Here is a 20522-nt window from a genome sequence, read left to right as displayed (position 1 = left end):
GTGGCGTCCCTGATCCTCGCCCTCCCGCCTCGCGTGGAGGACGCGCTCCTCCGCGACGTCGTCGAGGCCGGTCACACGGTCCTGGCCCGCGTCACGGGCGCGGCGGAGGTGCTCTCCGCCGTCCGGGCGACGCCGGTCGAGCCCCTGCACCTGGTCATCGCGGCGTCCCCGACGACGCTGGACCGCGACGTGCTCGCGGCGCTCGACGAACGGGGCGCGCGAGCGGTGGCGGTGGCGTCGAGCGAGGCCGACCGCCGCAACGCGCAGTCGCTCGGACACCACGAGGTCGTGGACGAAGGGGCCACCTGGCGCGAGATCGAGGAGCTGCTGCTCTCGGTGCGCCCGCTCGGGGTGGCCGGCGGGACGGCGGCAGGCGTCCGACGTGCGGACGCCGTCGCTGCGCACCTGGAGATCGGCCCTCCCGAGCACGTCGGCTCGGGTGATGCACCCGATCGGGTCCGCCTCGACGGCGCCGGGACCCGACGGCCGGCACGTGACCCCGATGCCGGTGCGGACCCGCTCGGCGGCCGGGACGGAGCCGACCGCCCCTCGCGCTCCCGCGAGAGCCCGCGCACGCATCCGGCGAGGGATCGGCGAGGTCGACCGCTGCGCGAACGTCTCGGGCCCGTCCGACGCCCGCGCGTGCCGGCTCCGGTCCGCCCCGAGCAGGATCGGGACGCCGACGTCGCCGGACGAGCGGAGCCGGTCGGCCGGGTGATCGCCGTCTGGGGTCCGCAGGGAGCCCCGGGGCGCACCGCGACGGCGCTAGCCGTGGCCGGCGAGGTCGCGGCGGCGGGTCGATCAGCCGTGCTCGTCGACGCCGACGTCCACGGCGGCACGGTGGCTGCCACCCTCGGTCTGCTCGACGAGGCGCCGGGCTTCGCCGCCGCCTGCCGCCTCGCCGCGGCCGACAGCCTCACGGTGGAGGAGCTGAAACGGATCGCGCAGCACCACCCGTCCACGCGGGCCCCGGGGTTCTCGGTCCTCACGGGCATCTCGCGCCCGGACAGGTGGCCCGAGCTCGCGGAGGGCCGGGTCTCCGCCGTGCTGCAGGCATGCCGGGGCTGGCGCGACTACACCGTGGTCGACGCCTCGTTCAACCTGGAGGACGACGAGGAGATCTCGAGCGACATGTTCGCGCCCCGCCGCAACGCGGCGACGCACGCGGTGCTGCGCGGCGCGGACCACGTCGTCGCCGTGGTCTCGGCCGACACGGTCGGTCTGTCGCGCTTCTTCCGCGCGTACGTGCAGCTCCTCGAGATCGTGGAGCCGTCGCGGGTCTCCGTGCTCGTCAACCGGGTCCGCCCCAGCGCAGGGGGCTGGGACGCCGCCAGTCAGGTACGACGCACGCTCTTCCGGTTCGGGAGCGTCGAGGCGGCGGCGTACGTCCCCGAGGACCGGGAGTCCCTCGACGCCGCGGTGCTGGCCGGCGCGACGCTCCGCGACATCGCGCCGCGGTCGCCCGCGCTCGTCGAGTGGTCGCGCTTCACCCGCACGACGCTCCTGCCTCCCGAGGACGCGCCGCGGCGGGTGCGTCGTGCGGCCGCGTCCCGGCGTCGAGGCGGCGATCCGGCGGGGGAGGTGCCCGTCGCGCCCGCATAGGCTGTAGCCGTGTCCACGCTCAGCGATCTCGTGCATGCCCAGGGTCTGTCCTCCGACGCGGACGTCGAGTGGCTGCACCTCCTCGTCGGCGACTGGCAGCTCCTCGCCGATCTCGCGTTCGCGGACATCGTGCTGTGGGTCCCCACCGTGAGCGGCAGCTTCGTCGCGGTCGCCCACGCCCGGCCGTCGAGCTCGGCCACGCTGTTCTACCGCGACTTCGTCGGTCAGCCCATCAAGGCGGAGTGGCGCAAGCAGGTCACCGACGCACACGAGACCGCTCGCATCATCGACTCGTCCGCGCCGGACTGGTACGAGGAGACGCCGACCCGCGTGCGGGCCGTGCCGGTGCTGCGTCGCCTGGCCCAGGGCAGCCCCGAGGTCACGGACACCCCCATCGCCGTGATCACGCGCCACACCAACCTCAGCGAGACGCGGACGCCGAGCCGCCAGGAGCTGACGTTCAACGAGTGCGCCAACGACCTGTTCGCGATGATCGCCGATGGCGACTTCCCCGACCTGGGCTCGCCGACCGGGCCCCGGCGGGGGGCGCCTCGCGCGTCCGACGGACTGCTGCGTCTCGACGTGGACGGCATCACGACCTTCGCGAGCCCCAACGCCCTGAGCGCCTTCAACCGCATGGGCTTCTCGGAGGAGCTCGAGGGGGAGTCCCTCGCGGACGCGACGTCCAGCCTCCTCACCGGCAAGCGGCTGACGGTCGACGAGTCGCTGCCGCTGATCGTCGCCGGCCGCGCGCCGTGGCGCACGGACATCGAGTCGCGGGGCGTCACCGTCTCGCTCCGCGCGATCCCGATCCGCAGCCACGGCGAACGGGTCGGCGCGGTCGTGCTCTGCCGCGACGTGACGGAGCTGCGCCATCAGGAGCGCGAGCTGATCACCAAGGACGCGACGATCCGCGAGATCCACCACCGGGTCAAGAACAACCTGCAGACGGTGGCGAGCCTCCTGCGGATCCAGGCACGCCGGTCGCACACGGAGGAGGCGCGCGAGGCGCTCGGCCACGCGCAGCGCCGGGTGGGGGCCATCGCCGTGGTGCACGACACGCTCAGCGAGGGGCTGAACCAGAACGTCGACTTCGACGCGGTGTTCGACCGCGTCCTGCTGCTCATCGCCGAGGTGGCGTCCGCGCACAACACCCGGGTGCACCCGAAGATCCTGGGCAGCTTCGGCGTGCTGCCGAGCGCCTACGCGACGCCGCTCGCCCTCGCGCTCACCGAGCTCGTGACGAACGCGGTCGAGCACGGCCTGGCGGGGCGCTCGGGCGAGGTGGCCATCGAGGCGGCGCGCACCGAGGAGACGCTCACCGTCAGCGTCCGCGACGACGGCGTGGGCCTGCCCGAGGGCAAGGTCGGGACGGGGCTGGGGACCCAGATCGTGCGGACGCTCATCCAGGGGGAGCTGGGCGGCACGATCGACTGGCACACGCTCATGGGCAGCGGCACCGAGGTGACCATCGAGGTGCCGCTGCGCTGGCTGGCTCCCGTCACGGCCTGAGCCGGCGCTCCGACCGGTCGACCAGCGCCAGACGACGAGAGCCGGGCTGCCCGTGGGCGGCCCGGCTCTCGTCGGTGGTGCGTGGTGCGTGCGTCAGCTGGCGCGGCGGGCGCGTGCGGCGCGGCGCTTGAGCGCGCGGCGCTCGTCCTCGCTGAGGCCGCCCCAGACGCCCGAGTCCTGGCCGGTCTCGAGGGCGTACTGCAGGCACATCTCGGTGACGGAGCAGCGGCCGCAGACGGCCTTGGCCTTGTCGATCTGGTCCACGGCCGGGCCGGTGTTCCCCACGGGGAAGAACAGCTCGGGGTCCACAGTCAGGCAGGCTGCCTTGTCACGCCAGTCCATAGGGATGCTCCTCGGGTCGGTACTCGTTGCACGGCAGATCTGCCGCGGGATGGGGTGGGGCGAGGCGTCCGGGAACCGCATCGGGACGGGGCACGTGGCCCCTCCTCGTGAGATGCTCAGCTTCGGGGATGCGCCCCTTGTAAGCTCGGTTCCGGATCTGCTCACCACCCTGTGAACGAACTCGACCTCGAATATCGTCGCATAGAGCCAACGATCAATCAATAGCTTTGTATGGGAACGTGCTGTGACCGGAACCGGTGATGCCCTCGATCCGCGCGAGAACGCGGATGCGTCCCGTCGATCGCCCGCCGTGATCCTCCTCGTGGTGCTCGTCGCGCTCGAGGCGCTGGGCATGGCGGGCGTCACGGCCCTCCTCGTCGTCGACCTGCTCACCTCGACGCCGGCGTCGCTGGCGAGCGCCGTCGCGCTGATCGCCCTGGCCGCGCTCGCCGCCGTGTTCCTGGGCGCCGTCGTCCGGGGGATCCTGCGGGGCCGGAGCTGGGTGCGGCCGGCGGCCGTGACGTGGCAGGTGCTGCAGATCGCCGTCGGGGTGGGCAGCCTGCAGGGGCAGGATGCCCGTCAGGACCTCGGCTGGGGCCTCATCGTCCCGTCCGTCCTCGTGTTCGTCCTGCTGCTCACGAGGTCGGTGCTCCTCGCCACGCGTCGTCGCGACTGAGCCGAGGGGCGCCGCACCCGCACCCGGCCGTCAGGCGTCGACGCCGAGCTTCTTCCGCAGCGACGCCACGTGCCCCGTCGCCTTGACGTTGTAGAGCGGGAGGGCGACGCGGCCCTCGCCGTCCACGACGACGGTGGAGCGGATCACGCCGGTCACCTTCTTGCCGTAGAGCGACTTCTCGCCGTAGGCGGCGTACGCGCGGTGCACCTCGAGGTCGGGGTCCGACACGAGCGTGAAGCCGAGGCCCTGCTTCTCGCGGAAGCGGGCGAGGTCCTCCTGGGGGTCCTTCGAGATGCCGAGCACCCGGTACCCGGCGGCCTGGAGGGAGTCCATGCTGTCGCGGAAGTCGCACGCCTGCGTCGTGCAGCCGGGCGTGCCGGCCGCGGGGTAGAAGTACACGATGACGTCCTGGCCGCGCAGGTCGGAGAGGGTGACGGGCGTGCCGTCCTGGTCGGGGAGGGTGAAGTCGGGGGCGGCCTGCCCCTTCTCGAGGCGGGTGGTCTCGGTCATGGGGGAGCCTCTCGTTCGCGGGTGTCGACGACCATGCTAGGGCCGCTCGCCCGACGCCCGAACGGGCGCTCCACGGCCTCGATTCGCGTCGGCCCCGACCGTGGTGCTAGTGTCATCTCTCGGTCCGGTACCCCGTTCGACAGGGTCCTCACCTGCACCTCTAGCTCAATTGGCAGAGCAACTGACTCTTAATCAGTGGGTTCTCGGTTCAAGTCCGAGGGGGTGCACCACACGCTCCCGGCGGGGCAGCCCGTCCCGAGGCCCTCCTCTCGGCCTCGCTCCCTCGCGTCCTCGGGCGGGGGAGAACCGTGAGAGAATACGGGTCGGACCATCACCGCGGACGCCCCTAGCCGAGCGCCGCGGCGGCCGGTGATCTCGGTGCACCGGCCACGCACCACGGCCACGCCCACGGCGTGCGACGCGGTGCGGGACGTCGGCGCCCACGCGGCTGTGCATGCGCGTGCGCGACATCTCCGGCACACATCTCGAGGTATCGAAGGACAGCACTGCATGATTTTCGAAGTAGGGGAGACCGTCGTGTACCCCCACCACGGCGCCGCCACGATCACCGCGGTCAAGACCCGCACCATCAAGGGGGTCGACAAGAAGTACATCACCCTCCAGATCCACCAGAGCGAGCTGGTCATCGACGTGCCCGTCGACAACGCCGAGCTCGTCGGGCTGCGCGACGTCATCGACAGCTCCGGCGTGGAGGCCGTCTTCGACGTGCTCCGCGGCGACGTCGAGGAGGAGGCCGGCAACTGGTCGCGCCGCTTCAAGGCCAACACCGAGAAGATGGGCTCCGGCGACGTGCGCCGCGTCAGCGAGGTCGTCCGCGACCTGTGGCGCCGCGACCAGGACTCGGGCGTCTCGGCCGGGGAGAAGCGCATGCTGGCCAAGGCCAGGCAGATCCTCGTCTCCGAGCTCGCGCTCGCGCAGAAGTCCACCGACGAGGAGGCGTCCGTCGTCCTCGACGGCGTCCTCGCGCAGAGCATCTCCGCCTCGCCCGCCTGACCCACCCGACGCGCCCTCCGGGACGCGCCACCGCCGACGGGCGGTCCCCCGACCTCGGGGGACCGCCCGTCGGCGCATCCGGGGAGCCCGTCGATCGACGGAGCCATCGGCGTAGGGTGCGATCATGCGCGATCACCCCGAACGACCCGACCACGACGGCCCCCTCGAGCAGAACCCGCTGCAGCCCGCCCGCCGCGGTGTGCGGATCTGGATCTACGTGATCGCCGCGCTCGTGGTCATCGCCGTGATCGCCTTCGCGCTCGTGCGCCTCGCGACCGCCGGGCAGAACACGCCCGGTCCGTCGTCCCTGGGCGCCATGCTCCAGCTGGCCGGGGCGGCGCGGGCCCTGATCTGATCCGATCCCGTCCGGGGTCGGGTGCGGCCGGCGCCCCCTCCCCGCCCCCGGTGCCGTCCTGCGTGCCCCCGGTCCCCTCGACGGCGTGATGGCAGTCGCGCCGGTGGTGTACCCCTGTCCCGGGACGGGGGAGCGATGGGCGATCGAGGGCGGCGGAGCGATGGCGGAGCGCGAGCCGCAGGGCGGCGCGTGCTCGTCCGGCTCCTGCGGGACAGGCGACAGGCGGTGCGCGTCCTCCTCGGGGTCGTCGCCGCCGGCATCGTCCTCGGCGCGGTGCTCGTGGGGGCGCGCGAGGCGGTCCTCGGACCGGACGCGGGCGGCGGTCACCTCAGCGCGGAGGTCCCGGACGGCGCGGTCGTGCGCACGCTCGCGGGGGCGGGGCTCGTGCGGGACGGCCGGATCGACGTGGCGGCCGCGCGCGCGATGGACGCGGCCGTCCGCACGGACGGGCGCGAGCGCGACCCGCGCTACGACCGCGACGCCTTCGGCCCGGCCTGGGCGGACGCCGACGGGAACGGCTGCGACCAGCGCGACGACGTGCTCGTCCGTGACCTCGTCCGCGTCGCCTTCGCGTCGTCCGACCCGGGCTGCACGGTGGTCGCCGGCCACCTCGACGACGCGTACACGGGGCGCGGCATCGACTTCGTGCGCGGGCCGCGCACGAGCGCGGCCGTGCAGATCGACCACCTCGTGCCGCTGTCCTGGGCGTGGCAGCACGGGGCGTGGTCGTGGACCGACGAGCGACGCGAGCGCCTCGCGACGGACCTCGACGAGCTGCAGGCGGTCGACGGCCCCACCAACCAGGAGAAGTCGGATCAGGGGCCGGCCACGTGGCTCCCGCCGGGCGCGGCCTACCGGTGCCTCTACGTGACCCGCTTCGCCTTCGTCGTGAGCAGGTACGGCATGACGATCGACGACGCGGATCGGAGCGCCATCGACCGCGTCCTCCAGGCCTGCTCGTGAGGCGGCTCCCGGAGGACGACGTCGGTGCGCGCGCGTACGCTCGGGTCGACGCGGCCGGGCGTCGACGCGGGCGCGGGGTCCGGGTCGGACGACCCCGAGGGGATCCGCATGTGGAGCAAGCAGAGCGGCGACGCGACCGGCGCGATCAGCCCGGTGCCGGAGCATCCGCACGCCTACCCCGTCCGCGGCGCGTGGCTCGTCCGCGTGGGCGACGGGCCGGCGCTCGGCTGGGTGCTGCGGCATCGGGACGACCTCGCGGCGCCCTTCACCTTCGAGGTCTACGCGTGCGGCCTGGGATCCGACGGGCTGCGGGTGTGGGTCCAGCGGCGGGAGAGCCTCAACGCCGCGGTCGCGTGGGTCATGCAGCACGACGCCGAGCTGCTGGCGTTCGGGCGGCGGCTGCGGCCGGATCCCGCGCAGCCCGCCGACCGGGCGGACGCGGACGCCGGCGCCCCCGTGGCGGGGGACGGCGGCGTCGGGCCGGCCTGAGGGGCGCCGGTCAGCGCTTCCGCTGGTCGGCCGCGTCGCGGCCGGTCACGGGGAAGGGGCCGGTGATGCCCTCGCGCAGGCGCGCGATCTCGAGGATCCGGTCGCGCTGGAGGTACCAGCCCACGACCAGCAGCGGGATGATCACGACGAGCGAGGCGACGGTGAGCGTGCCGATGGGCCAGTCGATGGCCATGAGCACGAGCACGCTGACGAGGAATGCGAGCGTGAGCCACGAGGTCACGGGCGCGCCCGGCAGGCGGAACGTCGGCTCCTTCGCCTTGCCCTGCTTCGCCCAGGTGCGCAGCCGCATCTGGCACAGGATGATCGTGCCCCAGCCCGCGACGATGCCGAGCGCGGCGACGTTGAGCACGATCTCGAAGGCCTGCTTGGGCACCAGGGCGTTCAGTCCGACGCCGAGGAGGGTGATGGATCCGGTCAGCATGATGCCGCCGAAGGGCACGCCGCCCTTGGACATGACGGTCGTGAACTTCGGCGCCGACCCGTTCATGCCCATGGAGTGGAGCACGCGGCCCGTGCTGTAGAGGCCTGCGTTGAGGCTCGACATGGCGGCCGTGAGCACGACGAAGTTCATGACGGAGCCGGCGATGGCGCCCACCTGGGGCGACCCGAGGCTGGAGAAGAAGGTGACGAACGGGCTCTGGTCGGCGCTGTATGCCGTGTAGGGGAGCAGGAGCGAGAGCAGGACGATGGATCCGACGTAGAAGACCGCGATGCGGAAGATGACCGAGTTGATGGCGCGGGGGATGACCTTCTCCACGTCTGGCGTCTCGCCGCTCGCGGTGCCCACGAGCTCGATGGCGGCGTAGGCGAAGACGACGCCCTGCACGACCAGGACGACGGGGACGAGGCCCTGCGGGAAGACGCCGCCGTTCTGCTGGAGGACGGTCCATCCGGTCTGCACCTCGGCGCCGCCGACCGTGACGGGGAAGCTCCAGGCCAGCCACACGATGCCGACGATGAGGAAGACGACGAGGGCCGCGACCTTCACGAGCGCGAACCAGAACTCCATCTCCCCGAAGACCTTCACGGCGACGAGGTTCAGCGCGAGCACGACGGCCAGCGCGATGAGGGCGAGCAGCCACTGCGGGGCCGCGGTGAACGCCGACCAGTAGTGCATGTAGAGCGCCACGGCGGTCACGTCGACGATCGCGGTGGTCGCCCAGTTGAGGAAGTACATCCAGCCCGCGGCGTAGGCGAACTTCTCGCCGTAGAACTCGCGGGCGTAGGAGATGAAGGACCCGGAACTCGGCCGGTGCAGCACTAGCTCGCCGAGCGCCCGGAGGATGAAGAAGGCGAAGACGCCGCAGATCAGGAAGACGATCGCGAGAGCCGGGCCCGCGGAGGCCAGCCGGCCGCCCGCGCCGAGGAAGAGGCCGGTGCCGATCGCGCCGCCGATGGCGATCATCTGGAGCTGGCGGGGTTTCAACCCGTGCTGGTAGCCCTCCTGCTCGTGGCTGAAGTCCTGCGCCACGAAATCCGGATCGGGCGTGATGGTGCTGCGGTCGTTCTCGCTTCGTGTCATCCGAATACGGTAGTGCTCCGGGGCATTCGCCCTGACACCCGCGTCGATCGACTTCCGTGGGGCAGATCACCTGTGATAGGCGCCGAGGAGGCCCGCATGGCCCGTACGCCCAGACCCGCACGCCGGATCCGATCGTGGGCGCCGGTGATCGCCGCCGCGGCGGGAGCGCTCGTGCTCGCCGGGTGCACGACCGGGACGGAGGCCCCCGCCCCGTCGGCGACGACGCCCGCCGCCGGCGCGACCCCGGACGTGGGAGCGGCTCCCGACGGCACCACGAGCCCCGAGCCGACCGCGACGCGCGCGCCGGGCCCGCCGACCGAGGACGAGCTCGCCACCTGCTCGACGCTCGCGCAGGTGCTGCCCGACTCCACCAAGCTCGTGCAGGCGCTCGGCGACGGGAAGCAGGTGGATCCGACCCTCCTCGACCGCGTGAAGCAGGGCGACGCCGCCCTCGCCGGCATGGCCCCCGAGAACATGAAGCCGCTCGTGGCGTCCTTCTCGACGATCGTCGACGAGCTGGACGCGCTGCGCTCGGGTGCGGACACGGACGGCGCCTCGCTCGACACCGGGCAGTACCTGCGCGCGACGAACGCGTTCCTCGACTACTGCCTCGACGACGTCGGCTACGTGCCGCCGAGCGCGACGCCGACGCCCGCGCCCTGAGACCGGGCCCGGCGGACGCGCGCCGCGTCAGGTGCGGCGGGCGACCGCTTCGTCGGCCTCGATGTCCTCGCGCGCGTCCTCGCGGCGGTCGCGGCCGTCGCCGTCGTGCGTGACGAGCAGGTGCGGCGTGCGGTGGATCCGGTACGAGACGCGCAGGTGCCGGTGCAGCACGAGCCATGCGATGGCGATGAGGGCGGCGACGATGCCGCTGGCCACGCCCACCATGACGGCGGCGCGCGGGCCCCACGTGTTCGCCACCCAGCCGACGATCGGCGCGCCGAGGGGCGTGCCGCCCACGAAGATCGCCATGTAGACGGCCATCACGCGGCCGCGCATGCGCGGCTCGACGGTGAGCTGGACGGTGCTGTTGGCGCTCGTCATGAGGGTCTGCGAGACGACGCCCACGATCACGAGCGCCCCGGCGAAGAGCAGGTACGTGGGCGCGATGGCGGCTAGGCCGGTCGCGATGCCGAAGAGCGCGGCGCCCACGAACACGAGGCGGATGCGGGGCCGCTCGCGGCGGGCGGACAGCAGGGCGCCGGCGACGGATCCGACGGCGAGGCTCGAGGAGAGCAGGCCGAACTCGGTCGCGCCCTTGCCGAACTCGACGCTCGCCATGGTGGAGGTGAAGATCGGGAAGTTGTAGCCGAACGCGCCGACGAGGAAGACGATCACGAGGATCACCATGATGTCCGGCCGCCCGCCGATGTAGCGGAAGCCCTCGCGCAGCTGGCCGCGCGACCGGGCGACGCGCTCCGGGCGGCGGAGCTCGCCGACGCGGAGGCGCGTGAGGGCGATGAGCACGGCGATGAAGCTCACGGCGTTGATGAGGAAGACCCAGCCCGTGCCGACGCCCGCGATGAGCACGCCGGCGACGGCCGGCCCGATCATGCGCGCGGCGCTGAAGGACGCCGAGTTGAGCGCGACGGCGTTGGAGAGGTCGTCGTCGGAGACGAGCTCGGAGACGAAGGACTGGCGGGCGGGGGCGTCGAGCGCGGAGGCGATGCCCAGCAGGAGCGCGAAGAGGTAGACGTGCCAGAGCTCGGCGCGTCCCGAGAGCACCACGAGGCCGAGCCCGAGGCCGAGCACCGCCATGGTGCCCTGAGTGATCATCAGCACGCGGCGCTTGTCGTAGCGGTCGGCGATGAGGCCGGCGTAGGGGGAGAGCAGGAGCATGGGGCCGAACTGCAGCGCCATGACGATGCCGACCGCGGTCGCGTCGTAGCGGGTGAGCTCGGTGAGGACGATCCAGTCCTGGGCGGTGCGCTGCATCCACGTGCCGACGTTGGAGACGAGGGCGCCGGCGAACCAGATGCGGTAGTTCGGGGCGCGGAGGCTCCGGAATACGGCGCTCACGACGCGGCCATGCGGCCGAGGAGGGCCGCGGCCTCGCCGAGGGTGGCGCGCTCGGCGGCGGTGAGCTCGCCGAGGCGGAGGGAGAGCCAGGCGTTCCGCTGCCGGCGGGTCTCCTGCACGACCGTCCGGCCGGCGTCCGTGATGGAGACGGTGACGCGGCGGCCGTCGTCGGGGGCGGGGGAGCGCTCGGCGTAGCCCGCCTCGACGAGGCAGTTGACCGTGCGGTTCATGCTCGGGGCGGTGACGCGCTCGATCTCGGCGAGGCGGCCGGGGCTCGTCGGCCCGTCCCGCAGGAGCAGGGCGAGCACGACGAACTGGCTGTCGCTCAGCTCGTGGTCGGCCTTCTCGGCCCGCAGGCGGCGCGCGAGGCGCATGACGCCGGCGCGCAGGCTCTGGCTGAGGTCGGGGGAGTCGGGCATGTCATTAGGCTAGCTCATTAGTTGTGCTAACGATCGTGCCGGGGCGTGACGGGATCCTGCGAGCGATTCGGCCGGACATGCACCGGGGCGCCGGCCGCCCGGGCAGGATGGGAGGACACCGCCGGCCGCGATGCACCCGCGACGACGCGGGCACGGGCCGCGCGACCAGAGGAGGCACGGACATGACCCACCACGACGGCACGGCCGACGCGCACGACGACGACGCGAAGCTCGGCGGCGACGGCACGATCCCCGCGGGATCCACGGGCGTCGCGGCCGGCCACGACGGCGGGAACGACCACTTCGAGCCCGAGGAGGACACGCCGCATCCCGACGACCAGGACGGCGCCGGCGCCTAGCCCGCGTCACCGGCACCCGCGGCCCGCGCGGGGCCGGGCCGTCGCTCCCGGTGCGACGGCTCCGCCCGCGCGGCTGCGCCCGGGGATCCGCGTAGCCTGGATCCCCGTGGACACCGCGACCAACCCCCTCGACGGCACGCGCATCGCCTACCGCTCCTTCGGCGCCCTACCGGCCCACGGGGACCCCCGTGACCCGGCCCACGCGCCGGTCGTCCTCGTGCACGGCACGGCCCTGTCGCAGGCGATCTGGCGCGGCTTCGGCTGGGTGCGCGCGCTGTCGCCGACGCGCCAGGTGATCACGCTGGACCTCCGCGGCCACGGGCGCAGCGGAACCCCGCACGAGCCCGCGGCCTACGCGATGGACCTCATGGTCGCCGACGTCGTGGCGGTGCTCGACGCGGTCGGCGCGTCCGCCGTGCACCACGTGGGCTACAGCCTCGGCGCGCGGGTCGGCTTCTCGCTGGCCGCCGCCCACCCCGACCGCCTCCTCTCCACGTCGAGCCTCGGCGGATCCCCGCGCAGCGGCGTCGGCGTCTTCGACCGCGTGTTCTTCCCCGGCTGCATCGACGCGCTGGAGACCGGCGGCATGCCCGGGTTCCTCGAGGCGTGGGAGCGGCACAGCGGGCACCCGGTGGCCGCCGCGACGCGCGGGGCCTTCCTCGCGGACGACGCGCGGGCGCTCGCCGCCTACATGCGGGAGTCGGAGCGGGACGCGGGCGTGCCCGACCAGGTCGTCGCCGGATCCGCGGTGCCTCTGCTGCTCGTCGCGGGCACGCGGGATCCCGAGCGGCTCCGCGCGGCGCACCACGTGAAGGCGCTGCGACCGGACGCGCCGCTCGTGGAGCTCGCGGGCGCCACGCACGCCGACACCCCGCGGCACCCGGAGGCGCTGCCGGCCGTCGCGCGCTTCCTCGACGCGCTCTGACGCGCCGGTCGCGGGGCCGGTCGCGCGGGCCGGCCCGCGCGCGGGGAGCCGCTCGCCCGGACCCGGGCGCCGTCGCCTACTCCCTGCGCGCCGCCTCGGCGTGCGCCAGCGCGGCGTTGCCGTCCCGGTGCACGCGGTCGAGGTCGTCCGGATGCGTGGCCGCGGCGGCCTCCAGGGCGTCCGCCGCCCGCACGAGCGCGAGGTGCGACAGGGCCTGCGGGACGTTGCCCGCCTGGCGCTTCCCGACCGGGTCGTACTCCTCCGAGAGGAGCCCGACGTCGTTGCCGAGGGCGACGAGCCGCTCCATCAGCGCGCGGCCGTCGGCCTCGCGGCCCGACCGGGCGTACTGCTCGACGAGCCAGAACGAGCAGGCCAGGAACGGGTACTCGCCCGCGGGCAGGCCGTCGACCCCCGCGCTCGTGTCGTAGCGCAGGAGGAAGCCCTCGTGCATGAGCGTCCGCTCCATCGCCGCGACCGTCGCGAGCATGTGCGGGTCGTCGTACGCGCAGAACCCGGCCTGGGCGAGGATCAGGAGCGAGGCGTCCACCTCGGTCGTGCCGTAGTGCTGGCGGAAGGCGCCCGTCGCCGGGTCCACGCCCCTGTCCAGGATCTCGTCGCGGACCCGGTCGCGCAGCGCCTTCCACTGCTCCACCGGCCCGTCGAGCCCGTGCCGCTCGACGCCCTGCACGGCGCAGTCGAGGGCCGCCCAGATCATCGCCCGCGAGTGGGTGAAGTGCTGCTCGGCGCCGCGGATCTCCCAGATGCCGCTGTCCTGCCGCTCCCAGTTCTCCTCCACGAAGCCGATGAGGGCGCGCTGCAGCGGCCAGGAGAACTCGGTCTCGCCGACGCCGGCGTCGCGCGCGGCCTGGAGCGCGAGCATCACCTCGCCGATGACGTCGGCCTGGTACTGCTCGAACGCGCCGTTGCCGACGCGCACCGGGCCCGAGCCCTGGTAGCCGGGCAGGCTGTCGAGGTCGCGCTCGGGGAGGTACCGCTCGCCGCTGAGGCCGTACATGATCTGCACGTCGCCCGGATCGCCTGCGATGGCGCGCAGGAGCCAGGTGCGCCACTCGTCGGCCTCGTGCTCGAAGCCGTGCGCGAGGAGCACCTCGAGGGTGAGCGACGCGTCGCGGAGCCACACGTAGCGGTAGTCCCAGTTGCGGGATCCGCCGAACTGCTCGGGGAGGCTCGTGGTGGCCGCCGCGACGATGCCGCCGGTGTCCTCGTGCGTGAGCGCGCGGAGCACGAGCAGCGACCGGCGGACCGCGGCCTGGTGCGGGCCGGAGTGCTCGATGGAGCTGGCCCACGACTCCCACCACTCGGTCGTGTGCTCGAGGGCGGCGTCCACGTCGAAGGCAGGCGGCTCGCTGCGGTGCGAGGGGTACCAGGTGAGGGCGAGGTCGACGGTCTCGCCGGCCGCCACCTCGAACGCGACGCCGTGGTGGTGATTCGTCGCCGTGAGCTCGGGGCCGCGGACGACGACGGCGTCGGGGCCCGCGACGGCGACGAGGCGCGGGTCGCCGTCGTCGAGCTTGCGGATCCACGGCAGCGCGGTCGCGTAGCCGAAGCGCAGGCGCAGGTCGCCCTGCATCCGGACCGTGCCGCTGATCCCGCGGACGCGGCGTACGACGTCGGCCCGCCGGTCGCCCATGGACATGAAGTCGGTGACCTCGACCGCGCCCTCGGGCGTCTCCCACCTCGTCCAGAGGACGAAGGTGTTGCCGAGGTAGGTGCGCTGGGAGACGGTGGCGTCGGGGGAGGCCGGGGCGAGCCGCCACGAGCCGTGCTCGTCCGTGCCGAGGAGGGCCCCGAACATCGACGCGGAGTCGAAGCGGGGGAGGCACAGCCAGTCGATGGAGCCGTCCCGGCCGACCAGCGCTCCCGTGTGGCAGTCCCCGATGAGTGCGTAGTCCTCGATGCGCATGGCCATGCGCCATGGTCCCACGGGCCGCCTGCGTTCCCGCCCGCGGCGCGTAGCCTGACCGCATGCCCGCGACCTCCACGCTCCTCATCCTCGGCGCCAGCGGCGACCTCTCCGCGCGCCTGCTCCTCCCCGGCCTCGGCGACCTCCTCGCCCACCGCCCCGACCTCGACCTGCAGCTGGTCGGCGCGGGCACGGAGGAGTGGGACGACGAGCGCTGGCGCGAGGTCGTCCGCACGTCGTTCGCCTCGCTCGGCGCCGAGGGCCCCGCGGTCGACCGCGTGCTCGCGGGCACGACCTACCAGGCGGCCGACGTCACGGCCGAGGCCGACCTCGAGCGCCTGCTCGCCGCGTGCGAGGCCGCGCCCGCCGTGTACTTCGCGCTGCCGCCCGCGGTGACGGAGAAGGCGTGCGAGGCGATGACCCGGATCACCCTGCCCGAGGGCACGTCGCTCTCGCTCGAGAAGCCGTTCGGCACCGACCTCGCGAGCGCGCAGGCCCTCAACCGGCTGCTCGCGACGCTCGTGCCCGAGGAGCGCACCCATCGCGTGGACCACTTCCTCGGCCGCTCGACCGTGCGGAACCTCCTCGGGCTCCGCTTCGCCAACCGGCTGCTCGAGCCCGTGTGGAACGCGCAGCACGTCGCGAGCGTCGAGATCGTCGAGATCGTCTACGACGAGCAGCTCGCGCTCGAGGGCCGCGCCCGCTACTACGACGGCGCGGGCGCCCTGGCCGACATGATCCAGAGCCACCTCCTGCAGGTGATGGCCGTCTTCGCGATGGAGGCGCCCGCCACCACCGACGCGCGGGACGTGCGCGACCAGAAGGCGCTCGTGCTCCGGGCGACGCGGCCCTGGGGAGGCGACCCCGTGGCGTCCTCCCGTCGCGCGCGCTACTCGGCGGGCGACGTCGAGGGCCGCGAGCTCCCGGCCTACGCCGACGAGGCGGGCGTGGATCCTGCCCGCGGCACCGAGACGCTCGCCGAGATGACCGTCGAGATCGCGAACTGGCGCTGGGCGGGGGTGCCGTTCCGGCTGCGCTCGGGCAAGGCCATGAAGGACCACCGGCGCGAGATCGTCGTGACCTTCCAGCCCGCGCCGCACGTGCCCACCGGGCTCCGCGGCGCGGACGAGCCCGACCGGATCCGCATCCTCATCGCCCCCGACGAGCTGCACCTGGAGCTCAACGTGAACGGCCCCGCCGACCCCGACGTCATCGACCGCGCCGAGCTCGTGACCGCGTTCGACCCGGGCGACCTGCCGCCGTACGGCCAGGTCATCGACGGCATCATCTCGGAGGACGAGGGCCTCTCGGTGCGCGGCGACACGGCGGAGGAGTGCTGGCGCATCGTCGAGCCGGTCATCGCCGCGTGGCGCGCGGGCGACGTGCCGCTCGAGGAGTACCCGGCCGGATCCGCGGGGCCGTGGGACGGCCCGCAGATGGCGCCGAAGGGCTGAGCGCCCGGCGCGCGACGCCCGCCTAGGCGCTGCGCACGGCGCGGAGCATCGCGGGGACGCGGCGCGGGTCGCCGGCCAGCTCGGCGAGCGCGCCGTCGAGCGGATCCTCGTCGAACACCGCGAGCTCGCGCGCGACCGTGTCCTGCCGCGCGGCGGCGTCGCGCGCGGACGCGTCGGGCTCCGATGACCCCGTCGCCCGGGCGTCCTCGAGCGGGAGGCCGGCCGCGGCGGGCGAGGCACCGAGCGCGAGCGCCACGTCGCGGGCGATGTGCGCCGTCATGAGCTCGTCGAAGAAGCCGGCCGTGGTGTCGGGCGTGCGGCGGACGAGCGCCCACGCGCCGTCCGGGCCGAAGTGGTGCGCGAGAGCGGCCTGCACGATGAGGGCCAGCGGGCGGAGGTCCTGCTCGCGGTCGGCGTCGGACGCGTCGCCGCCGTCGGCTGTCGCGTCGACGGAGGGATCCTCGGGCAGGGCCTTGTGCGCCGGCACGTGCGCGGGCCGCACGGGGCCGCCGTGCAGCCGCGCCGCGATCGCCGCCAGCTCGCCGGTGGCGGTCGAGACGACGGGCGGCGGGGGAGCGGCCGGCGCGGCGACGGATCCCCGTCCCGCCGGCCTCCGCTCGGACGCCGCGGGCGCGGCCTCGGTCGGGACGGACTTGCCTCTGCGCCACCGGAACATGATCCACGGCCTCCCCGATCGCACCGCCGCGATCGGGACCATCCTCGTGCGCGACACGCCCGGGCCGACCCGCGACACGCCGGGGATCCCGGGGCGGGGGCGCCGCGCCGCGCCCCCGCCGGCCCCCGATGCGCGCCCGATGCGCGCCCGAGCGCGCCGGAGCGCCTGCGAGACTGGACGCCCGGGACAGCGCGGTCCGCCCGACCCGTCTGGAGGATCCGTGGACCTGCCCGCCCTGCTCGCCGTGCCCGCCGTCGCCGTGACCGTCACGCTGCTCGCGGCCGTGGCCGCCGCGCTGCTCGTCACCGCGGTCGTCGCCCTCGTCGTCCGCGTCATCGCGCGCCGCCGGGAGTGGGCGGCCCGCCTCGTCCGCCGGGCCCGACGGCCGTTCCGCGTGCTGCTCGTCACGCTGGCGGTGTGGATCGCCCTCCGCGCCTCGGTCGCGCCGGGCGAGGTGCGCGACGGCCTCGACCACCTGCTGCACGTGCTGACGATCGTCGCGGCCGCGTGGCTCGTGTGCGCGCTCGCGATCTTCTTCGAGGACCTCGGGCTCAGCCGCTACCGGGTGGACGTGGCGGACAACCGGGTCGCCCGGCGGGTGCGCACGCAGGTGCTCATCATCCGGCGGCTCACGGTCGTGGCGATCGTGGTGGTCGCCATCGGCGCGATCCTGCTGACGTTCCCGGGCGCCCGGGCCGCGGGCGCGAGCGTCCTCGCCTCCGCCGGCCTCGTGTCCATCGTCGCGGGCCTCGCCGCGCAGTCCACGCTCGCCAACGTGTTCGCCGGGATGCAGCTCGCCTTCAGCGACGCGATCCGGGTCGACGACGTCGTCATCGTCGAGACCGAGTGGGGGCGCGTGGAGGAGATCACGCTGACCTACGTGGTCGTCCACATCTGGGACGACCGGCGCATGGTGCTGCCGTCCACCTACTTCACGACCACGCCGTTCCAGAACTGGACCCGCACCAAGTCGGAGCTCCTCGGCGCGGTGGAGCTCGACCTCGACTGGCGCGCGACGCCCGCGAGCATGCGCGAGGAGCTCGACCGGGTGCTCGCGACGACCGACCTCTGGGACGGCCGCGTCTCCGTGCTCCAGGTGACGGACGCGGTCGGCGGCTTCGTGCGGATCCGCGTGCTCGTCTCCGCGGTCGACGCGCCCACCCTGTTCGACCTGCGCTGCCTCGTGCGCGAGCGGCTCGTTGCCTTCCTGCACGAGCACAGCCCGCAGTCGCTGCCGCGCACGCGCGTGCAGATGGTGGACGCGCGCGAGCTCGACGACGCGCCGGCTACGCGGCGGGGCGCGCCGGAGACCGAGCCGACGGGCCTGTTCTCGGGCACCGCGCAGGCGGACACGCGCGCGGGCCTGTTCACCGGGCCGATCTCCACGGTGCCCGCCGAGGAGCGCATCGACCTCGAGGTCGACGCCGACCGCTGGCGCACGCGGGACTGACCGCACGCACGACGGACGCGCACGCCCGGGTGGGCGTGCGCGTCGCGGATGGGGACGGCTAGTTGCCGATCTGCCCGTCGCGCGAGTCCTCGATGACCGTGCCGATGGCGATCGCCACCGTGATGCCCCAGCTGAGCCACATGAGGCCGAGCTTCCAGTCGCGCGGACCCCGACGGGTCGTCTGGAGCGTGCTCCAGCCGCCGACGAGGGCGCTGAGGACGCTGCCGTTCAGGATGTACTTGCGCATGACACCTCCCAGTGTGCTTCCACGGTACCGGGATCCGACCGCCGCGTCCGCCGCCCGGCCGCCGGGAGCGCCCCGTGCCGCGCGGCGTCCCCTTTCCGCAGGCGGTGCCGACTCCCGGCAGCCGGTGAGTACAGTGATCGCGGATCAGACAGGAGGCGCCCGTGCGCACAGCGCTCATCGGGGCGGTGCTCCTCGTCGTCGGCGCCGTCGCCGTGGCCACCGGAGCCCTCCCGCTCGACGACCTCGGCGTCCTGTACGAGCGGGTCTGGCCGATCCTCCTCTTCGTGGTCGCCATCACCGTGGTCACCGAGCTCGCCAGCGAGGCGGGGCTCTTCACCTGGATCGCCGAGCGGGCCGCCGGTCTCGGGCGGGGACGCACGTGGGCGCTCTGGCTCGCGACCGTCGTGCTCGCCTGCCTCTGCACGATCTTCCTGTCGCTCGACACGACCGCCGTGCTGCTCACGCCCGTGGTCGTCGTGCTCGCCCGGCACTGCGGGTTGCCGCCGCTCCCGTTCGCGCTGACGACGGTGTGGCTCGCGAACACGGCGTCGCTGCTGCTCCCCGTCTCCAACCTCACCAACCTGCTCGCGGAGCACGAGCTCGGCGGCCTCGGCCCGGCCGGGTTCGCGGCGCTCACGGTCGCGCCCGCGCTCGTCGCCATCGCGGTGCCCGTGCTCGCGATCCTCGTGATCCACCGCGAGGACCTCCTCACGCGCTACGAGGTCGGGCCGCCGACCGCGTCGACCGACCGCGTGCTGCTCGTGGGCAGCGCCATCGTGGTGGGGCTCCTCGTGCCGTCGCTCGTCTCGGGCGTCGAGGTGTGGATCCCCGCGCTCGCCGCGGCCGTGGTGCTCGCGATCCTCACGGCCGTCCGCCGCCCACGCGTGATCCGGCTCGGCCTCTTGCCGTGGCAGCTCGTGGTGTTCGCGTCGGGCCTCTTCATCGTGATGGAGGCGGCGCAGTCGCTCGGGCTCACCGCCGTGATGGCCGCCGTCTCCGGCCAGGGCCAGGACGCGGCCGCGCTGTTCCGCCTCGCGGGCGTCGCGACGCTGAGCGCCAACGCGGTCGACAACCTGCCGGCGTACCTCGCGCTGGAGCCCGTCGCGGGATCCCCGGAGCGGCTCGTCGCCATCCTCGTGGGCGTCAACGCGGGCCCGGTCATCACGCCGTGGGCCTCGCTCGCGACCCTGCTCTGGCACGAGCGGCTCGTGAGCATGGGGGTCCACATCAGGTGGTCGCGCTACATGCTGCTGGGGCTCGTCGTCGCGCCCCTCACGGTCGGTCTCGCGATGCTGGCGTTCGTGCTGACCCGCTGATCCGGCGCCCGCACCTGTCAGGCCGCTGGCAGTCTGACCGATCGTGCAGGGACTGACCGATCGGTCGACATAGGCTCTCCGCGTGACCCGCACCCCCCGCGCCTCCGCGAGCGACGAGCTCCGTTCCATCGCCGCCGCCCGCTTCGCCCGGGACGGGTTCCAAGCGACCTCGCTCCAGCAGATCGCCGACGAGGCGGGCTACTCGAAGTCGAGCGTGCTCTACCACTTCGCCTCCAAGGAGGCGCTGCTCGACGCCCTCCTCGAGCCGACGATCGACGCGCTCGCCGAGGTCATCGACCGGGCTGACTCCATCCGCGGCGACGAGGACGCCCGGCGCCAGTTCGTCGAGCGGTTCATCGACTTCCTCCTGCTGCACCGGCACGAGGTGGCGCTGTTCATCACGCAGGGCCGCTCGCTCGGGCACCTCGCCGTGATCGAGCGCGCCAACGACCTCGTTCGTGCGCTCGGCAAGACCGCCGGCGCGCTCGACAGCACGTTCGACCAGCTGCGCTTCGGCGTGGCGCTCGGCGGCGCGGCGTACATCCTCGCCGCGAGCGACGACTGGTCCACCAACGAGCCGCTGCCCGACGACGAGATCAGGGCCGCTCTCGTCGTGGTCGTGGGGGAGCTCCTCGCCCCCCTCGGCACCCGCTCCACCTGATCCCGCTCCGCCCCGCACGTCCCCACGCGCACGTCCCACGCACCACGCACCACGCAAGGAGAGCCA

Annotated in this window: 22 protein-coding genes and 1 tRNA gene; 15 read left to right on the top strand and 8 right to left on the bottom strand. The window is 73.8% G+C overall.

Going from position 1 to position 20522, the window contains the following annotated elements; genetic code table 11:
* Entirely contained in the window at positions 1-1602 is a 1602-nt protein-coding gene (locus B5P21_RS12140) for a CpaE/TadZ family protein (RefSeq protein ID WP_094171202.1), read from the top strand.
* Between the two features lie 9 nt (positions 1603-1611).
* Positions 1612-3114 carry a sensor histidine kinase gene (locus B5P21_RS12135; RefSeq protein ID WP_015489761.1) on the top strand — a complete coding sequence of 501 codons (1503 nt, stop codon included), beginning with the start codon at positions 1612-1614 and terminating at the stop codon, positions 3112-3114.
* A gap of 93 nt (positions 3115-3207) precedes the next feature.
* Here B5P21_RS12135 and B5P21_RS12130 read toward each other — a convergent pair whose 3' ends face one another.
* Positions 3208-3456, bottom strand: a complete 249-nt coding sequence (locus B5P21_RS12130; protein ID WP_012037746.1) for a WhiB family transcriptional regulator — start codon at positions 3454-3456, stop codon at positions 3208-3210.
* 244 nt (positions 3457-3700) lie between these two features.
* On the opposite strand from B5P21_RS12130, the gene B5P21_RS12125 reads away from it, so the two are divergent.
* On the top strand, positions 3701-4132 hold the full coding sequence (locus B5P21_RS12125; RefSeq protein WP_045527074.1) for a hypothetical protein: 432 nt from the start codon (positions 3701-3703) through the stop codon (positions 4130-4132).
* A gap of 30 nt (positions 4133-4162) precedes the next feature.
* Here B5P21_RS12125 and bcp read toward each other — a convergent pair whose 3' ends face one another.
* Positions 4163-4642, bottom strand: coding sequence for a thioredoxin-dependent thiol peroxidase (gene bcp / locus B5P21_RS12120; RefSeq protein ID WP_045527075.1), 480 nt, complete (start codon positions 4640-4642; stop codon positions 4163-4165).
* Positions 4643-4796: 154 nt separating this feature from the next.
* Between bcp and B5P21_RS12115 the strand changes: the two genes are divergently transcribed.
* From B5P21_RS12115 to B5P21_RS12095, 5 genes are all read left to right on the top strand, one after another.
* Positions 4797-4872, top strand: a tRNA-Lys gene (locus tag B5P21_RS12115).
* A gap of 280 nt (positions 4873-5152) precedes the next feature.
* Positions 5153-5656: a CarD family transcriptional regulator gene (locus tag B5P21_RS12110; RefSeq protein ID WP_086513778.1), complete on the top strand. Its 504-nt coding sequence runs from the start codon at positions 5153-5155 to the stop codon at positions 5654-5656.
* Between the two features lie 124 nt (positions 5657-5780).
* Positions 5781-6011 (top strand): hypothetical protein, encoded by a 231-nt coding sequence (locus B5P21_RS12105; protein WP_045527077.1) that lies wholly within the window; start codon positions 5781-5783, stop codon positions 6009-6011.
* Between the two features lie 135 nt (positions 6012-6146).
* The gene (locus B5P21_RS12100; RefSeq protein ID WP_045527078.1) at positions 6147-6974 is read left to right on the top strand and encodes an HNH endonuclease family protein; all 828 of its coding nucleotides are present in this window, start codon (positions 6147-6149) and stop codon (positions 6972-6974) included.
* A 24-nt stretch (positions 6975-6998) separates the two neighbouring features.
* Entirely contained in the window at positions 6999-7463 is a 465-nt protein-coding gene (locus B5P21_RS12095) for a hypothetical protein (RefSeq protein WP_236688799.1), read from the top strand.
* Positions 7464-7473: 10 nt separating this feature from the next.
* Here B5P21_RS12095 and B5P21_RS12090 read toward each other — a convergent pair whose 3' ends face one another.
* Positions 7474-9006 (bottom strand): amino acid permease, encoded by a 1533-nt coding sequence (locus B5P21_RS12090; RefSeq protein WP_094171201.1) that lies wholly within the window; start codon positions 9004-9006, stop codon positions 7474-7476.
* Positions 9007-9102: 96 nt separating this feature from the next.
* Here B5P21_RS12090 and B5P21_RS12085 point away from each other — a divergent pair, with 96 nt between their 5' ends.
* A complete protein-coding gene (locus B5P21_RS12085; RefSeq protein ID WP_045527080.1) occupies positions 9103-9669 on the top strand; it encodes a hypothetical protein in 567 nt (188 codons plus the stop codon).
* 27 nt (positions 9670-9696) lie between these two features.
* On the opposite strand, the gene B5P21_RS12080 is transcribed toward B5P21_RS12085, so the two are convergent.
* Both B5P21_RS12080 and B5P21_RS12075 read right to left on the bottom strand, forming a co-directional pair.
* Positions 9697-11025, bottom strand: coding sequence for an MFS transporter (locus tag B5P21_RS12080; protein WP_094171200.1), 1329 nt, complete (start codon positions 11023-11025; stop codon positions 9697-9699).
* Positions 11022-11444 (bottom strand): MarR family winged helix-turn-helix transcriptional regulator, encoded by a 423-nt coding sequence (locus tag B5P21_RS12075; RefSeq protein ID WP_015489770.1) that lies wholly within the window; start codon positions 11442-11444, stop codon positions 11022-11024. The genes B5P21_RS12080 and B5P21_RS12075 overlap by 4 nt, the downstream gene beginning before the upstream one ends.
* A 182-nt stretch (positions 11445-11626) precedes the next feature.
* On the opposite strand from B5P21_RS12075, the gene B5P21_RS16880 reads away from it, so the two are divergent.
* Entirely contained in the window at positions 11627-11803 is a 177-nt protein-coding gene (locus B5P21_RS16880; protein WP_165770616.1) for a hypothetical protein, read from the top strand.
* Positions 11804-11909: 106 nt separating this feature from the next.
* Positions 11910-12728: an alpha/beta fold hydrolase gene (locus B5P21_RS12070; protein ID WP_045527082.1), complete on the top strand. Its 819-nt coding sequence runs from the start codon at positions 11910-11912 to the stop codon at positions 12726-12728.
* Between the two features lie 76 nt (positions 12729-12804).
* Here the strand turns inward: B5P21_RS12070 and B5P21_RS12065 are convergent, their stop codons facing one another.
* Entirely contained in the window at positions 12805-14658 is a 1854-nt protein-coding gene (locus tag B5P21_RS12065; protein ID WP_045527083.1) for a glycoside hydrolase family 15 protein, read from the bottom strand.
* 56 nt (positions 14659-14714) lie between these two features.
* Here B5P21_RS12065 and B5P21_RS12060 point away from each other — a divergent pair, with 56 nt between their 5' ends.
* Positions 14715-16106: a glucose-6-phosphate dehydrogenase gene (locus tag B5P21_RS12060; RefSeq protein ID WP_045527084.1), complete on the top strand. Its 1392-nt coding sequence runs from the start codon at positions 14715-14717 to the stop codon at positions 16104-16106.
* Between the two features lie 22 nt (positions 16107-16128).
* Here the strand turns inward: B5P21_RS12060 and B5P21_RS12055 are convergent, their stop codons facing one another.
* On the bottom strand, positions 16129-16782 hold the full coding sequence (locus tag B5P21_RS12055) for a hypothetical protein (protein ID WP_236688800.1): 654 nt from the start codon (positions 16780-16782) through the stop codon (positions 16129-16131).
* Between the two features lie 220 nt (positions 16783-17002).
* On the opposite strand from B5P21_RS12055, the gene B5P21_RS12050 reads away from it, so the two are divergent.
* The gene (locus tag B5P21_RS12050) at positions 17003-18232 is read left to right on the top strand and encodes a mechanosensitive ion channel family protein (RefSeq protein ID WP_172457212.1); all 1230 of its coding nucleotides are present in this window, start codon (positions 17003-17005) and stop codon (positions 18230-18232) included.
* Positions 18233-18290: 58 nt separating this feature from the next.
* Here B5P21_RS12050 and B5P21_RS12045 read toward each other — a convergent pair whose 3' ends face one another.
* The gene (locus tag B5P21_RS12045) at positions 18291-18479 is read right to left on the bottom strand and encodes a hypothetical protein (protein WP_045527086.1); all 189 of its coding nucleotides are present in this window, start codon (positions 18477-18479) and stop codon (positions 18291-18293) included.
* Positions 18480-18640: 161 nt separating this feature from the next.
* Between B5P21_RS12045 and B5P21_RS12040 the strand changes: the two genes are divergently transcribed.
* Together B5P21_RS12040 and B5P21_RS12035 are read left to right on the top strand one after the other, a co-directional pair.
* Complete coding sequence (locus tag B5P21_RS12040; RefSeq protein ID WP_045527087.1) at positions 18641-19795, top strand: SLC13 family permease; 1155 nt, start codon at positions 18641-18643, stop codon at positions 19793-19795.
* An 82-nt stretch (positions 19796-19877) separates the two neighbouring features.
* Entirely contained in the window at positions 19878-20456 is a 579-nt protein-coding gene (locus tag B5P21_RS12035) for a TetR/AcrR family transcriptional regulator (RefSeq protein WP_045527089.1), read from the top strand.
* Positions 20457-20522: the final 66 nt, after the last annotated feature.

Origin of the sequence: Clavibacter michiganensis subsp. insidiosus, assembly GCF_002240565.1 — a bacterium.
Taxonomy (GTDB): Bacteria; Actinomycetota; Actinomycetes; order Actinomycetales; family Microbacteriaceae; genus Clavibacter; species Clavibacter insidiosus.
Note: the sequence above shows the minus strand (reverse complement) of the source record. Positions and strands in the feature narration are given on the sequence as shown.

Coding starts and splice junctions, on each gene's coding strand:
- B5P21_RS12130 (WP_012037746.1), bottom strand. CDS start 3,456: ATGGACTGGCGTGACAAGGCAGCCTGCCTGACTGTGGACCCCGAGCTG.
- bcp (WP_045527075.1), bottom strand. CDS start 4,642: ATGACCGAGACCACCCGCCTCGAGAAGGGGCAGGCCGCCCCCGACTTC.
- B5P21_RS12110 (WP_086513778.1), top strand. CDS start 5,153: ATGATTTTCGAAGTAGGGGAGACCGTCGTGTACCCCCACCACGGCGCC.
- B5P21_RS12105 (WP_045527077.1), top strand. CDS start 5,781: ATGCGCGATCACCCCGAACGACCCGACCACGACGGCCCCCTCGAGCAG.
- B5P21_RS12100 (WP_045527078.1), top strand. CDS start 6,147: ATGGGCGATCGAGGGCGGCGGAGCGATGGCGGAGCGCGAGCCGCAGGG.
- B5P21_RS12090 (WP_094171201.1), bottom strand. CDS start 9,006: ATGACACGAAGCGAGAACGACCGCAGCACCATCACGCCCGATCCGGAT.
- B5P21_RS12085 (WP_045527080.1), top strand. CDS start 9,103: ATGGCCCGTACGCCCAGACCCGCACGCCGGATCCGATCGTGGGCGCCG.
- B5P21_RS12075 (WP_015489770.1), bottom strand. CDS start 11,444: ATGCCCGACTCCCCCGACCTCAGCCAGAGCCTGCGCGCCGGCGTCATG.
- B5P21_RS16880 (WP_165770616.1), top strand. CDS start 11,627: ATGACCCACCACGACGGCACGGCCGACGCGCACGACGACGACGCGAAG.
- B5P21_RS12065 (WP_045527083.1), bottom strand. CDS start 14,658: ATGGCCATGCGCATCGAGGACTACGCACTCATCGGGGACTGCCACACG.
- B5P21_RS12060 (WP_045527084.1), top strand. CDS start 14,715: ATGCCCGCGACCTCCACGCTCCTCATCCTCGGCGCCAGCGGCGACCTC.
- B5P21_RS12055 (WP_236688800.1), bottom strand. CDS start 16,782: ATGTTCCGGTGGCGCAGAGGCAAGTCCGTCCCGACCGAGGCCGCGCCC.
- B5P21_RS12045 (WP_045527086.1), bottom strand. CDS start 18,479: ATGCGCAAGTACATCCTGAACGGCAGCGTCCTCAGCGCCCTCGTCGGC.